Here is a 14,753-nt window from a genome sequence, read left to right as displayed (position 1 = left end):
ACTACTCCACCACCGCCAGCAAATCCTTCGCATCCACCTGCGTGCCAGCCTTCACCGCCAGGCGTTTCACGACACCCGCCTGTTGCGCGGTGATCGAGGTTTCCATCTTCATCGCTTCCAGCGTCATCAGCACATCGCCCGCCTTCACGCTCTGACCCTCACTGGCCACCAGCGTGGCGATCAGGCCGGGCATGGGGGCGGGGATATGCGCCGGATTGGACATGTCGGCCTTTTCATTGGCTTCCACCGTCGAGGCGACCGAGCGGTCATCCACCCGGATCACGCGCGGCTGGCCATTGAGCTCGAAGAAGACTTCGCGGCAGCCCTGTTCATCGGCCTCGCCGATCGTCATCAGGCGGATATTGAGCGTCTTGCCCTTGTCGATATCCACCGAGATCTCGCCGCCCGGCTCCATCCCGTAGAAGAAGACCGGGGTGGGCAGTTTGTCGACGCGGCCATATTGCGCGCGGTGGGTCTCGTAATCGGCAAAGACCTTGGGATACATCACCGCCGAGGCGACATCATTCTCGTTCACCGCGCGCCCGCCATGCCCCTGGATGCTGGCCCGCACGGAATCGAAATCGGTCGGGGCGAGATGCTTGCCCGGCCGGTCCGTCGTCGGCTTTTCGCCCTTCAGCGCCTTGGCCTGAAGATCCTTCGGCCAGCCGCCGGGCGGTTGACCCAGATCGCCGCGCAACAGGCCGATCACACTGTCCGGGAAGGTGATGTCGGTGTCCGGATCGAGCACGTCGTCCACTGTCAGCCCGGATGAGACCATGTAGAGCGCCATGTCGCCGACGACCTTGGAAGAGGGCGTCACCTTCACGATATCGCCGAGCATCTGGTTGACGTCGGCATACATTTTGGCGACCTCATGCCAGCGTTCCGCCAGCCCCACCGCGCGCGCCTGTTCCTTGAGATTGGTGAACTGCCCGCCCGGCATTTCGTGCAGATAGACCTCCGACGCGCCGGAGCGCAGATCGGACTCAAAGGCCGCATACTGGGTGCGCACATCTTCCCAATAATCGGAAAAGCGGCGGATCGTGGCCGGGGAGAGCCCGCTATCGCGCGTGGTATCGCCCAGCGCTGTGACGATGGAGCCCAGATTGGCCTGGGAGGTCAGGCCGGAGAAACTGTCCATCGCCGCATCCACCGCATCCGCACCCGCCTCGCAGGCGGCCAGCACGGTCGCCGCGGCAATGCCCGACGTGTCATGCGTGTGATAATGGATCGGCAGGCCGGTCTCGTCCTTCAGGGCCTTCACCAGGGTGCGGATCTGCGCCGGACGCGCCAGGCCCGCCATGTCCTTGATGCCCAGTATGTGCGCCCCGGCGCCCTTCAGTTCGCGCGCCAGATCGAGATAATAATCCAGCTGGTATTTCGGCCGGTCCGGATTGCCCAGATCGCCCGTATAGCAGATCGCCGCCTCGCAGAGCCGGTCCGTCTTCAGGACGCTCTCCATGGCGACTTTCATGTTCTCCGCCCAGTTCAGACTGTCGAAGACGCGGAAGACATCAATCCCGGTCTCGGCCGCCTGATGGACGAAATGATCCACCGCATTGTCGGGATAATTCGTGTAGCCCACCGCATTGGAGGCCCGCAGCAGCATTTGCAGCATCACATTGGGCACGCGCTCACGCAGATCCGCCAGCCGGTCCCAGCTGTCCTCCTTGAGGAAGCGCAGCGCCACATCAAACGTCGCCCCGCCCCAGCACTCGATCGAGAAGAGATCGTGCAGATGTTCGGCATAGGCATCCGCCACCGCCACCATGTCGAAAGAGCGCATGCGCGTGGCCAGCAGGGATTGGTGCGCATCGCGCATCGTCGTGTCGGTGATCAGGACTTTCGTCTGGTCCAGCATCCAGTCGCGCAGACCTTCCGGTCCGTGCTGGTCGAGGATTTGTTTCGTGCCGTCATGCAGGGCCGCGCCATCCACTTTCGGCGGCACGGGTGTGCGGGCATGGGTGGGCGGTTTTGGCCGGCCCTTCACCTCCGGATTCCCGTTCACCGAGACGTCGGCGATATAGGTCAAAAGCCGCGTCGCCCGGTCCCGCCGTTTGGGGAAGTCGAACAGGGCCGGCGTGGTGTCGATGAAGCGTGTCGTGATCTGACCCGACACGAAATCGGGGTGATTGATGACGTTTTCCAGGAAGGCGATATTGGTGGAGACGCCGCGGATGCGGAATTCCCGCAGCGCCCGGTCCATCCGGCGCACGGCCTCTTCCGGCGTTGCCGCCCAGGCCGTCACCTTTTCCAGCAAACTGTCGAAATAGCGGGTGATCACCGCGCCGGAATAGGCCGTGCCGCCATCCAGCCGTATGCCGAACCCGGTCGCGCCGCGATAGGCGGTGATGCGGCCATAATCCGGCGTGAAACTGTTCTGCGGGTCTTCTGTGGTGACACGGCATTGCAGGGCATGCCCGTGCAGCCGGATCTCCTCCTGCACCGGAACACCGGTCTCCTCCGTCACGCCGATATGACCGCCGCGCGCGATCTGGATCTGGGCGCGGACGATGTCGATCCCGGTCACTTCCTCGGTGACCGTATGCTCCACCTGGACGCGCGGATTGACCTCGATGAAGTAGAATTTCCGCGTCTCCGCATCGAGCAGGAATTCCACCGTCCCGGCGCCGCAATAGCCCGCATGCCGCGTCAGCCGCAGGGCGGCCTCGCAGATCGCCGCTCGCGTGTCGGCATCCATGTCTGGCGCCGGGGCGCGCTCGACGACTTTCTGGTTGCGCCGCTGCACCGTGCAGTCACGCTCCCAGAGATGGACGAGATTGCCATGGCTGTCGCCGAGGATCTGGACCTCGATATGCCGCGCCTTGCGGATCAGTTTTTCCAGATAGACCTCGCCATTGCCGAAGGCGCTTTCCGCCTCGCGCCGGCCAGCCTCGACCTGGTTCTTCAGCTCGGCCTCGTTTTCCACGACGCGCATGCCGCGGCCGCCACCACCCCAGCTCGCCTTCAGCATCAGCGGATAGCCCACTTCGCCGGCCAGCTTCGCCCAGTCCGCCGGATCGTCCGACAGCGGGCCGGTGGCGGGTACGACGGGCACATCGGCCTGCACGGCCATGTTCCGCGCTGCGACCTTGTTGCCGAGGGATTTCATGACATCGGGGGAGGGGCCGACAAAAGTCAGGCCCGCGGCGGCGCAAGCTTCGGCAAAATCCGGGTTTTCCGACAGGAAGCCATAGCCGGGATGGACCAGGGTCGCGCCGCACTTCTTGGCAATCGCGATGATGCCGTCGATATCCAGATAGGCCTTGACCGGGCCCAGCCCGGCACCGACGCGATAACTCTCATCCGCCTTGAACCGGTGCAGGGCCAGCTTGTCCTCTTCGGCATAGATGGCGACGGTTTTCAGCCCCAATTCCGTGGCCGCCCGCATGATGCGGATGGCGATCTCGGACCGGTTGGCGACCAGGAGTTTTTCGGGGGTCTGGCGTTCGGGCAAGGCGAACCTCTTCTCGGCAGCGTCAGTCAGGATTGAAATGGTACCGATACCATGAAACGCGCTTTGATGCTGTTTGGAAAGGGAAATGATGCAGGTGCGAAGTCGCGGGGCGCGCAAAATCCGGTTCCGGGTGAAGACCGGATGCGCTTTACTGGAACGGGATACAGACCGGGACAGGAGGGGGTTCCATGGCCAAATCACCGGAAGAGATGCGCGACAGCATGGTCGCCAACATGCCGGAAAAGACCGGCAAATCGCTGGCCGACTGGATCGCCATCATCAAGGCCAGCGGCCTGGAAAAGCATGGCGAGATGATCAAACTGCTCAAGACCGAACACGGCATGACGCACGGCTTCGCCAATCTCGTCGCCCATGAGGCCCGTGGCGGCGTTGTTTCGGCGCCGGCCGCGGGTGAGGACCTCGTGGCGGCCCAATATGCCGGTGCCAAGGCCGGGCTAAAACCGATCCATGACGCCCTGGCCAGCGCGGTCAGCGGTTTCGGCCATGATGTCGAGCTCGCGCCCAAGAAGGCCTATGTCTCCCTGCGCCGGGCCAAACAGTTCGGCCTCATCCAGCCCTCCACGAAAACCCGGGTCGATGTCGGTATCAATCTCAAGGGCCAGGCGCCGCAGGGGCGGCTGGAAGCCTCCGGCTCCTTCAATGCCATGGTCTCGCACCGGGTGAAGCTGACCTCGGTCGATGAGGTGGATGAGGAATTGATCGCCTGGCTCAAGGCCGCCTATGACGCGGCGGGATGATCCGCGGCAGGATCGTGCGCCGGCTCGGTAATTCTTCATGATACTGCGCACGAATTGCGCTTGGGCACTGGACTCTTGGAAAAAGCATCGCCATCTTGGTTGTCGAACACAGGAGAACCGGCATGCGCCAGCGCGCCAAAGCCATTGCGATTGCAAAGCGGATTGATGAGGAACGTGCGGAACGCGCGCGCCGTCTCATGACCGCCGGTCTCATTACCATTTCGATTATTATTGGAGCCGCCCTGCTGGGAGCGCTGCCGACCCCCGTTTGACATCCAACAGGATGACCGCACGGAAAACCGGCCTCGCTCCTAAAGGAGCGGGGCTTTTTCGTGTGCGGTCATGCCGGAGACCCGCATGCCCCATACCGCGTTGAAAACCGAAATGCCGCTCAGCCCGGACCTTGCCGGGGCTTTCGCCTTTGTCGAAAGCCTCCACGCGCAGGGGATGGGTGGCATTCTCAACTCGCCCTGCCTGCCATCGCCCACCCTGTCAAAAGCGCTGGGCTGCGAGGTCGTGGTCAAGCTGGAGAATCTTCAGGCCACCGGCTCCTTCAAGGAACGCGGTGCCTTTGCGCGCCTGTCCGCCCTCACGGATACGGAGCGCCAGCGCGGTGTCGTGGCCGCCTCGGCCGGCAATCATGCCCAGGGCGTCGCCCGTCATGCCGCGGCCATGGGGATCAGGGCCACCATTATCATGCCCGAAGGCACGCCCATGGTGAAAGTCCACCAGACCCGGGCCCTGGGTGCAGAAGTGGATATTGTCGGATCCGATTTTGACGCGGCCAAGGCGCACGCCCTCTCGCTCAGCGAGGAAACCGGCGCGGTCTTCGTGCACCCGTTCGACGACCCGGTCGTGATGGCGGGGCAGGGCACGCTGGCGATGGAAATGCTGGCCCAATATCCCGATCTCGACACGCTCGTCCTGCCGATCGGCGGCGGTGGCCTGGCGGCCGGATGCGGTCTGGCGGCCCGCCGCATCAAGCCGGAGATCGAGCTCGTCGGTGTCCAGTCCGACCTCTTTCCCTCCTTCGCCAATCTCTACCACCGCACCAATCGCCCGATCGGCGGCTTCACCCTGGCCGAAGGCATTGCCGTGCGTGAGCCGGGGCAGGCGACCCGCGCCCTGTTGATGGATCTGCTGGACGATGTCCTCCTGGTCGATGAGCGCCAGATCGAACGCGCCCTCAACCTCTTCATCTCCCATCTGCGGGTCCTGCCCGAAGGCGCTGGCGCGGCCGGCCTGGCCGGTGTGCTGGCCGATCCGGAACGCTTCAAGGGCAAGAAGGTCGGCCTCGTCCTGACCGGCGGCAATGTCGACACCCGCCTCCTGTCTTCGCTCCTCCTGCGCGACCTGGCCCGTTCGCGCCGTCTGGCCCGTCTGCGCATCGAACTCGTCGACGTGCCCGGCCAGCTCTCCAAAGTGTCCGAAGTGATTTCCCGCGCCGAGGGCAATGTCACGGACGTCGCCTATCACAAGACCTTCTCGGACCTGCCGGCCAAGGTGACCTATATCGACATCTCCCTGGAGGCGCAGGACGGCGCCCATATGGACCGGATCGAGACCGCCCTGCGTGAGGCCGGTTTCCGCGTCGAGCCGGCGGGGTATTGATCATGGCCATCCAGGACACGCTTGCCCCGGCCCGCCCGGCCACACCCTCACGGAGACAGCCCGACATGATCGTGCGCCATGCCACCCCGCTCGACGTGCCCGCCATCGAAGCGCTGGTCGAACTGTCGATTGCCACACTCCTGCCCGCCGATCTCGATGATGCCGAAGTGGCCGCCTCGCGCCATATTATGGGCGTGGACCGGGAGCTGATCGGGGACGGGACCTATTTCACCGTCTGGTCCGGCGATGAGTTGGTGGCCTGTGGCGGCTGGTCCCGCCGCGCCACCCTGTTCGGCGGCGACAGCACGGCCGGCCGCAATTCGCGTCCGCTGGACCCCGCCACGGAACCGGCCCGCGTGCGCGCCATGTACACGCATCCGGACTGGACCCGCAAAGGCCTGGGCCGCCTCATCCTCACCCGCTGCGAGGCCGAAGCCGCCGCTGCCGGATTCACCACCGTCGAACTCGCCGCCACCCGTTCCGGCGCCCACCTCTACAAGGCGGCCGGCTATGAACCCGTCGAGGACTGGTTTGAGCCCACCCCGGACGGGGTCGGCGTTCCGCTGACGCGGATGCGGAAATCAGTGGGGTAGGGGAAGTATTCTCTGTGCCAGATGTGATTTCACTCGCTGGGTGTCCATTGCCCGTGTCACGCCGACCAACGACGCGTGATTTATATCGTCAACAAACTCAACAATAAAAGGCGCTCGCGCGCAGTAATGCAGCGGACACCAAACCGAGGCTGGTCTGGTTTCCAAAGATTGCTAAAATTAAGGTTGGCAATTGGGAGTTGCGGTTCTGTGGTCGGAAAAAACAAAGAGAGCTCGCACCTGAGGTATTTCAAAACTCTTGGTTGGCTGGTTGGTTTTGTCGCCGCTTTGGCGACAATCTGGACGGCCTACATACAGTTTTTCAGCGAAACGGGTGACGAATTGTCGTCGGCTGAGTTGTATGATGCTTTCTTTCGAGCTGTAGATCGTAGATTGGATGCAGAGGCCAGTTCTTACCTCGTAGACCTCGTCAACAGAGAAGAACGGGTGGCCGAGCTTGATATTGAGGGAGTGCGTCTGGACGTTTCCGGCGCACCGCACCGAGTTGAAGCAAACAGGATACGTCTGACAGATGCTCAGCTTACGGTGAACCTGGAAGAGGATGGGCAGCAGGCGTGGGACTTCACGGACCTTGCCATGGACAACAGCATTCTAGCTCTCGCCAGCATTCCCGTGCTGCAAACTTTTAAGATTGAAAATGCCTTCATTGCACGGGGCGGAGTCGCGGTCGTTGGGTCGACGCCATTATTGGTGGTTCGAGAATCAGCGTTTGTGGGGGCAAACTTACAAGTAGCGCCATTGGTGCCGCCCCTCCACGGGCGTGCAGAATTCTCTTTCGTGAGCTTCAGCGGCGGTACTCTGGATTTACGGTCGACCACTCTAGTCGCTGATCGAGTTTGGCTTGCGGACACGCAAGTGTTGTTCGACGAAAACACGTCGATTGAGTTGTCTGACAATGGTTGGTGCATTGATCCGAGTACGAGCTTCCACCGCGGCGATGCAGACTCCCCTCGTGTCCCAATCGCGACCGCGCCCATCTTTCTCAGTGGCGGGCAGGAGTTTGATTATGAGTGCAGCTTGATGGATGAATTTGATCTCTTCATTACCAATCTTGTACAAGCTCGATCCTACTGGTGGGAGAATTCTGAAGAAGTGGAAGAGCTCCTTCGCAGGATGTAGCGCTGCACGCTCCCGCTTGGCATCCAACTGACACACACGCATGCTAGGCGCACGTGGATCGGGGCTCAGTGGAGCCCGACGCGTGACTTGCCGGGAGATGAGACATGAAATTCTTCGTTGATACCGCCGATGTGGCTGACATCCGTGAACTGGACGCCGCGGGCCTTGTGGATGGTGTGACCACCAACCCGTCCCTGATTGCCAAATCGGGCCGCGATTTCATCGAGGTGACGAAGGAAATCTGCGCGCTCGTCTCCGGCCCGGTCAGTGCCGAGGTCACTGCGCTCGACGCTCCCACCATGCTGGAAGAGGGCCGCAAGCTCGCCGCGCTCGCCGACAATGTCGTGGTGAAACTCCCGCTGACCTTTGAAGGGCTCAAAGCCTGCCAGGCGCTGACTGCCGACGGCATCAAGACCAATGTCACCCTGTGCTTCTCGGCCAATCAGGGCCTGCTCGCTGCCAAGGCCGGCGCCACCTATATCTCGCCCTTCATCGGCCGTCTGGACGATCTCGGCGTTGACGGGATGGAGCTGATCGAGAATTTGCGGATCATCTACGACAATTACGGTTTCGAGACGGAAATCCTGGCCGCCTCGATCCGCTCCGCCGATCATGTCCAGCAATGCGCCCTGGCCGGAGCCGATGTCGCCACCGTGCCGCCCTCCGTCCTCAAGGGCCTGGTTAAGCACAAGCTCACCGATGCCGGTCTGGAAGCCTTCATGGCCGACTGGGAAAAGACCGGCCAGAGCATCCTTTAGAGGACATCCTCTGACCGGCCTTTCTTGAGCCTGGCGGACTTCAGAGCCGGCAGGGCGGTTCGGCGTCGTCCGCGAAAGCCCCGACAAGGGCCTCAGCCGGGATTGGCGCGATATGCATCGCCAGCGTCAGGGTTTGCGGTGTCAGGTCCGCGCAGGTCGCGGCCAGGAATTCCGCATGGTATTGCCGCGCATGGTCCTGCGGCCGGCCCGCTTCGCCGGCCAGCTGGACCGCGTCACTGGCCCAGACCACGCCATGTCCCGGGGCCGCAACAAACAGCATTCGATCCAGGGCCGGACCCGGGGCGAAGCGTGCGATCACGGCGTCCTCGCCGGCACCCAAAACCTCTCCGTCGGACAGGGCGTGAAGTGAGGTCTGTGTCCGGATCTCCGGCATCATGCGGTCAATCAGCTGGATATTGTCCGGATGGGCAAGGATCGGAATGCCCCGCTCGGCATAGGCGCGAAGCCCTGCCATATGCGGCCATGCATTGGACGTGGTGATCACGCCGGCGACCGGCTTGTCCGGGAAGTCCGTTTCGATCTGCGCCAGCACGGCCTGGCCATAGCCGGTGGAGATCGGAGCATCGAGCACGATCACATCATCGGCCCGCTCGATCACGGCCACATTCCAGGCGCCTGAATACAGGCGCACGCCGGGCGCGACGGTTTCCAGACTGCGAGCAAACGGGAAATCGTCGATGGACCGCACGACGGGCCCGTCCTGTCCCGCCTCGGGCAGGGCGATATCCGTGTCCGGAGCTTCAAAACGGAAATCGGTCAATTCATAGCGCTGCCAGGGCATGCCGTTGAAAGCGATGTCCAACTGGCGGGGCAGGAGGCGGCCCGCCTCGGTTCGCCACCAGAACCCGTATTGGCCGCTGAGTTCGTTCTCCTCCCAGCCATAGAGAAACAGATCATCCAGATAGCGCGCCCGGATCGTGAAACCGGCGGGCAGGGGACTGCCTTCGGTCCAGTCCAGCCGGACGCTTTCGGTCTGACCGCTGCGTTCGCGTGTGTAGGTGATGCCACCGGTATCCGTCAGGGCCAGATCAGGGGCTGCCGCCGCTTCGCGCAACAGGGTTTGCGGGAACAGGTCGAGATAGCGCTGGGCGTCCCGGGTCTGGGAGGAACGGGCTGGACCCCAGACGCTTTCCCCCGCCTGGTTGCGACCCTGCATGGCCGCACCGTCCGGACCAAAGCGGACATGCCATTGCCCGTAGGGCGTGCTGGACCAGGCCGGAATATTCCGGCTCTGGCGGACATCACCGGAGGCAGAGGCTAGGTCCAGTATGATCTCGGCGGACTGGTCGAGCCGGATCCAGCCGCCCTCCAGCGTGCCCGATTGCTCCAGCATCCAGGCCTCTCCGGAAATATCGGCCTGCAGCCAGAGCGGCCCCGCCGGCTCAGCGACCGCACCAAGCGCCGCCAAAGCGGCATCGATCCGCTCCTGCGCATCCGGTGCGGATTGTCCCAGAGCACCCGGGCAAAGCAAAAGCGTGGCGGCCAGGCCAGTGACCGGCGCAAAACGTGTGAACATGAACTGATCTCCTCTCGCCGCCCATGCCATCCTGTCTGAAAACAGAAATCAAATGAGGGTGTTGTAAGGAGATCGTCAGATTTCCGGCAGCGCGGACCTGGCCGGTCAGGCGGTCACGTAAAGCGCTGCCTTGGCCGGGACTTCGCCCTTGATCAGGGCATCATAAGTCGCCAGGCAACCGTCCGCGCCATCGCTTCCGGTGAAGTCGAACAGGCCGGAGGCGGCATGGGCGAAATTCGTCCAGGCGGTTTTATAGACCCGGTCAAATTCGTCCTGCCCCCAGGCCTTGATCAGGCTGCGGGCGGCATCGGGGGCGAAGAAGAATTGCGGTTTGGGCGGCGGCAGGTCTTTCGGCGGCGCGCTGTTCTCCCAATGGGCGCCGCCCACCCGGATATTCGCCGCCAGCTGGCCGGCCAGGGTTTCGTGCAGCGCCGTGTTGAGTTTCGAGTCGCCGGCAAAATCGACGATCACCGCCTGGTCCATGCCGGTCAGCCCGTCCAACGCGTCATAGGTCGTCACCCCGTCATAGAGATCCAGACCCTTCACGAAGTCCGCATTGCGCTTGGAGGTGAGGGCATGGGCCGGCTTGCCCGCGGCCTTCAGCAGGAAGGCCAGGGCGATGGCCGTCTTCGAGGAGGCACTGGTCAGCAGGACCGGGCCCTGCGCCATGTCGCGCAGATGATGGTCCAGCAGGAAGGCCGTGATGAAGAGCGGCTGCAGCACCATCTGCGCCGGCTCCATCGCCTCTGACCAGGCCGGGTCGGCGGCACAGCGCGTATAGGTGTTGTAGGCCGGAGCCAGTTCGGCCCGGTGCTCGGCCATGTCGAAGAATCGCTGATCCTCGATCCGGCCCGGCTGGACGACGAGTTCCGAGCCGGCGGGGAAATATCCGTAGATCCGTTCGCCGACTTCCAGGCCCTCGATCGTGTTTTCCACAATTTCCGCGAATCCCCAGACCGGCAGCCGGCCGCGGCCATCCTCACCCGGGAAGAAATCCCAATAGCGCATCGCATGACCGAAGGCGGCATAGGTGATGTTATTGGTTGTCAGCGCAAAGCGATCCACGCGCAGGCGGGTCTCGCCGGGCTTCAGCGCGGTTTCATTAAATTGCGCGATCTTGGCGTCATTGATCGACGTCTTGTCGATGGAAAGCGACCAACCCATTATTTCCTCCCATATTTTTATACGTGTGTGCGGGAAGGTGAGCGATTGTTCAAGTGGTGACACGCGACCGGCTGTGTGTTCCACTGCGCGTCAAGGATGTGGCGCAGAACCGTTTCGTCGCACGCGACAAATTGCCATAGAGTTTTTGCGGAAATCTGCGCTACACCGGGGCCAATAACAGCCAGCCGGGGGCGCAAATGTCGATCGCTCAAGGGCTTCGCCGGGCCGGGACAGATCCCAGCACGGCAGCCGTCTTTCTCATTACCATTCTTGGGGCTTTGTGGTCGCTTTTCGCGGCTGCCTTCGCCCCCGATGCTGCCATGCGAGGTCAGTCCTGGCTGATCCTGGGCGGTTTCCTGACCGGGATCATCATGCTCGTCGGCACCATTGCCGGCGGCGGCGTGATCGATGACGAGCGGGAATACAATGAAAACCTGATCAAGGCGGGCGTCATCGCCACCCTGTTCTGGGGTATTGCCGGTCTGCTGGTCGGGGTGATCATCGCCCTGCAGCTGGCCTTCCCGGTGCTCAATATCGAGCAATTCGGCTTCACCAATTTCGGACGCCTGCGCCCGCTGCACACCTCGGCGGTGATTTTTGCCTTTGGTGGCAATGCCTTGCTGGCAACGTCCTTCTATGTGGTCCAGCGCACCTGCCGCACCCGGATCGCCGGCGGGATTTGGCCCTGGTTCGTGTTCTGGGGCTATAACTTCTTCATCGTGATCGCGGCCTCCGGCTACATCATCGGCATTACCCAATCGAAGGAATATGCCGAGCCGGAATGGTATGCCGACCTCTGGCTGACCCTGGTCTGGGTCGTTTATCTCCTGGTCTTCCTGGGCACGCTGTGGAAGCGCAAAGAGCCGCACATCTACGTCGCGAACTGGTTCTACCTGGCCTTCATCGTGACGATCGCGGTCCTGCACGTGGTCAACAATCTGGCCGTTCCGGTCTCCTTCCTCGGCTCGCGCAGCTATTCGCTGTTCGCCGGGGTGCAGGATGCGCTGACGCAATGGTGGTACGGCCACAATGCGGTGGGCTTCTTCCTGACCGCCGGCTTCCTGGGGATCATGTACTACTTCATCCCCAAACGTGTGCAGCGCCCGGTCTATTCCTACCGCCTGTCGATCATCCACTTCTGGTCGCTGATCTTCATCTACATCTGGGCCGGTCCGCACCACCTGCACTACACGGCGCTGCCGGAATGGGCGCAGACACTGGGCATGACCTTCTCGATCATGCTGTGGATGCCGTCCTGGGGCGGGATGATCAACGGTCTGATGACCCTCTCGGGGGCCTGGGACAAGCTGCGCACCGACCCGGTCGTGCGAATGCTGGTCCTCTCCGTGGCCTTCTACGGCATGTCGACCTTTGAAGGTCCGGTCATGTCGATCCGCGCCGTGAACGCGCTGTCGCACTACACCGACTGGACCGTCGGCCACGTGCACTCCGGTGCGCTCGGCTGGGTCGGCTTCATCTCCTTCGGTGCCATGTACTGCCTGGTGCCCTGGCTGTGGAAGCGCAAGGGCATGCACTCCAAGGCGCTGGTCGACTGGCACTTCTGGATCGCGACCTTCGGCATCCTGCTCTACATCACCTCGATGTGGGTCGCCGGGATCATGCAGGGTCTGATGTGGCGGGCCTATAACGAGCTCGGCTTCCTGGAATTCTCCTTCGTGGAAACCGTGGAAGCGATGCACATCCAGTACATCATCCGGGCTGTCGGCGGTCTGCTCTATCTGAGTGGTGCCCTGATCATGGCCTACAATGTCTACCGCACCATCAAGGGCGACGTGACTGAGGAAGACGAGCATGTCGTGCCTCAAACCGCCGCCATTCCGGCAGAGTAAGGGAGCGTCTGATGGCACAATCCAAAAGCCGCTGGAGCAAGCTTCACAACAAGCTGTTCGAGCAGAACTCCCTGATCCTCACGGTTGGCGTCCTCGTCACCGTGTCGATCGGCGGGATCGTCGAGATCGCCCCGCTCTTCTATCTGGACTCCACGATCGAGGAAGTGGAGGGCGTGCGCCCCTACACCCCGCTCGAGCAGATCGGCCGCGACATCTACATCCGTGAGGGCTGCTATAATTGCCACTCGCAGATGGTCCGTCCGCTGCGCGACGAGGTCGAGCGCTACGGCCATTACTCGCTCGCCGCGGAGAGCATGTATGACCACCCCTTCCAGTGGGGCTCCAAGCGGACGGGGCCGGACCTCGCCCGTGTCGGGGGCAAGTATTCGGATGAATGGCACCGCGACCACCTCACGGACCCCCAATCCGTGGTCCCGGAATCCATCATGCCGGACTATCCCTTCCTGGCGGAGAGCGAGCTCGATTTCGACAATATCGCCGCCAATCTGAGGGCCCTGCGCCTGGTCGGCGTGCCTTATACCGACGAGATGATCGAGACCGCCGTGGCCGACGTCACGACCCAACTTGATCCCTACGCCATGGATTTCGATGGTTTCCAGGAACGCTATCCGGGCGCGCTGATGCGTGACTTCGATGGCGATCCGTCCCGGGTCACCGAGATGGATGCGCTGGTGGCCTATCTCCAGGTGCTCGGCACCATGGTGGACTTCTCCACCTATGAGGCCGAAGCCGACGAAAATCTGAGGTAGGGCGATGCACGAGACACTCTCCATCTTCGCCCAGACCGGGGGGCTTTTGATCTTCGTTTTCCTGTTTGCGGGTGTCGTGGCCTACGCGCTCTGGCCCCGCAACCAGGCGCGGTTCGATGCCGCGGCGAACACGCCTCTCACGGAATCCGATACACCGGCGACGTCCGGACAGAATGAGGACGGTATCCATGTCCGATAATGAGCACGACGTTGAGCACGACGCCCACTCGGGCACCCAGACCACGGGTCATACCTGGGACGGGATCAAGGAACTCGACACGCCGCTGCCACGCTGGTGGCTCTGGATCTTCTACGCCACCTGCGCCTGGGCCGTGGTCTATTGGGTCCTGATGCCGGCCTGGCCGGCCCTGCCGGGTCTTGCCGGAGAGACCGACCACACGCGCGGTCTGCGGGATCACTCCGAACGCGCCAATGTGGCGGCCGCCGTGGCCGACCTCCAGGCCCAGCGGGCCAGCGGGTTTGCTGCACTGGAAGGGGCTTCGATCGAGCAGATCGAGAATGATCCCCAACTGCTCGGCTTTGTCCGTGCGGCCGGTGAGTCCGCCTTCGGTGATAATTGCGCCACCTGTCACGGTGCGGGCGCCCAGGGTTTCGTGGGCTATCCGAACCTGAATGATGATGTCTGGCTGTGGGGCGGCTCCTATGAGGAAATCCGCACCACGATCCGCTTCGGCATCCGGACGGACCATCCGGACACGCATTTCTCGCAAATGCCGTCCTTCGGCCGTGACGAACTCCTGTCGCGTTCGGAGATTGCGGATGTGGCCGATTATGTCCTCTCCCTGTCCGGCCATGAGGCCGACGCGGAGGCGATCGCCCACGGGGCCACGATCTATCAGGCCCAGTGCGCCAGCTGCCACATGGCAGACGGTAGTGGTGACCGCTTGCAGGGGGCCCCGAACCTGACCGACCGCGACTGGCTCTATGGCAGTGAGCGGGACCAGGTGATCGACATCATCCATCGCGGCCCCTACGGCGTCATGCCGAGCTGGGAAGGCCGTCTGGATGCAGCGACGATCGATGCCCTGGCCGCCTATGTCTATCTGCTGGGCGGCGGTGAATCCGATGGTGCGGCGAACGGTCCCACGGGGCGCTAG

The 14,753-nt window shown here is 62.8% G+C and carries 13 protein-coding genes; 10 read left to right on the top strand and 3 right to left on the bottom strand.

Annotation, left to right across the window (positions count from 1 at the left end):
• Position 1 precedes the first annotated feature (1 nt).
• Positions 2–3,457: a pyruvate carboxylase gene (locus tag I0K07_RS11830; RefSeq protein WP_203293653.1), complete on the bottom strand. Its 3,456-nt coding sequence runs from the start codon at positions 3,455–3,457 to the stop codon at positions 2–4.
• 188 nt (positions 3,458–3,645) lie between these two features.
• Here I0K07_RS11830 and I0K07_RS11825 point away from each other — a divergent pair, with 188 nt between their 5' ends.
• The 6 genes from I0K07_RS11825 (at position 3,646) to fsa (ending at position 8,314) form a co-directional block, all read left to right on the top strand.
• Positions 3,646–4,215 carry a DUF4287 domain-containing protein gene (locus tag I0K07_RS11825; protein ID WP_203293651.1) on the top strand — a complete coding sequence of 190 codons (570 nt, stop codon included), beginning with the start codon at positions 3,646–3,648 and terminating at the stop codon, positions 4,213–4,215.
• A 122-nt stretch (positions 4,216–4,337) separates the two neighbouring features.
• Positions 4,338–4,487, top strand: coding sequence for a hypothetical protein (locus I0K07_RS11820; protein WP_203293649.1), 150 nt, complete (start codon positions 4,338–4,340; stop codon positions 4,485–4,487).
• A gap of 85 nt (positions 4,488–4,572) precedes the next feature.
• A complete protein-coding gene (locus tag I0K07_RS11815; protein ID WP_203293647.1) occupies positions 4,573–5,826 on the top strand; it encodes a threonine ammonia-lyase in 1,254 nt (417 codons plus the stop codon).
• 2 nt (positions 5,827–5,828) lie between these two features.
• A complete protein-coding gene (locus I0K07_RS11810) occupies positions 5,829–6,419 on the top strand; it encodes a GNAT family N-acetyltransferase (protein WP_203293645.1) in 591 nt (196 codons plus the stop codon).
• Positions 6,420–6,494: 75 nt separating this feature from the next.
• Positions 6,495–7,556: a hypothetical protein gene (locus tag I0K07_RS11805; RefSeq protein WP_203293643.1), complete on the top strand. Its 1,062-nt coding sequence runs from the start codon at positions 6,495–6,497 to the stop codon at positions 7,554–7,556.
• A gap of 104 nt (positions 7,557–7,660) precedes the next feature.
• A complete protein-coding gene (gene fsa / locus I0K07_RS11800) occupies positions 7,661–8,314 on the top strand; it encodes a fructose-6-phosphate aldolase (protein ID WP_203293641.1) in 654 nt (217 codons plus the stop codon).
• 40 nt (positions 8,315–8,354) lie between these two features.
• On the opposite strand, the gene I0K07_RS11795 is transcribed toward fsa, so the two are convergent.
• Both I0K07_RS11795 and I0K07_RS11790 read right to left on the bottom strand, forming a co-directional pair.
• Positions 8,355–9,851 (bottom strand): MBL fold metallo-hydrolase, encoded by a 1,497-nt coding sequence (locus tag I0K07_RS11795; protein WP_203293639.1) that lies wholly within the window; start codon positions 9,849–9,851, stop codon positions 8,355–8,357.
• A gap of 105 nt (positions 9,852–9,956) precedes the next feature.
• Positions 9,957–11,015 (bottom strand): DUF2855 family protein, encoded by a 1,059-nt coding sequence (locus I0K07_RS11790; RefSeq protein WP_203293637.1) that lies wholly within the window; start codon positions 11,013–11,015, stop codon positions 9,957–9,959.
• Positions 11,016–11,212: 197 nt separating this feature from the next.
• On the opposite strand from I0K07_RS11790, the gene ccoN reads away from it, so the two are divergent.
• From ccoN to ccoP, 4 genes are read left to right on the top strand one after another with little or no spacing between them, the layout of a single operon-like run.
• On the top strand, positions 11,213–12,865 hold the full coding sequence (ccoN, locus tag I0K07_RS11785) for a cytochrome-c oxidase, cbb3-type subunit I (protein WP_238934805.1): 1,653 nt from the start codon (positions 11,213–11,215) through the stop codon (positions 12,863–12,865).
• 11 nt (positions 12,866–12,876) lie between these two features.
• A complete protein-coding gene (ccoO, locus tag I0K07_RS11780; RefSeq protein ID WP_203293635.1) occupies positions 12,877–13,635 on the top strand; it encodes a cytochrome-c oxidase, cbb3-type subunit II in 759 nt (252 codons plus the stop codon).
• 4 nt (positions 13,636–13,639) lie between these two features.
• On the top strand, positions 13,640–13,834 hold the full coding sequence (locus tag I0K07_RS11775; RefSeq protein ID WP_203293633.1) for a cbb3-type cytochrome c oxidase subunit 3: 195 nt from the start codon (positions 13,640–13,642) through the stop codon (positions 13,832–13,834).
• On the top strand, positions 13,824–14,753 hold the full coding sequence (gene ccoP / locus I0K07_RS11770) for a cytochrome-c oxidase, cbb3-type subunit III (RefSeq protein ID WP_203293631.1): 930 nt from the start codon (positions 13,824–13,826) through the stop codon (positions 14,751–14,753). The genes I0K07_RS11775 and ccoP overlap by 11 nt, the downstream gene beginning before the upstream one ends.

The sequence above is a fragment of the Maricaulis parjimensis genome (assembly GCF_016817355.1).
GTDB lineage: Bacteria > Pseudomonadota > Alphaproteobacteria > Caulobacterales > Maricaulaceae > Maricaulis > Maricaulis parjimensis.
This window is presented reverse-complemented; position numbering and strand designations above follow the sequence as displayed.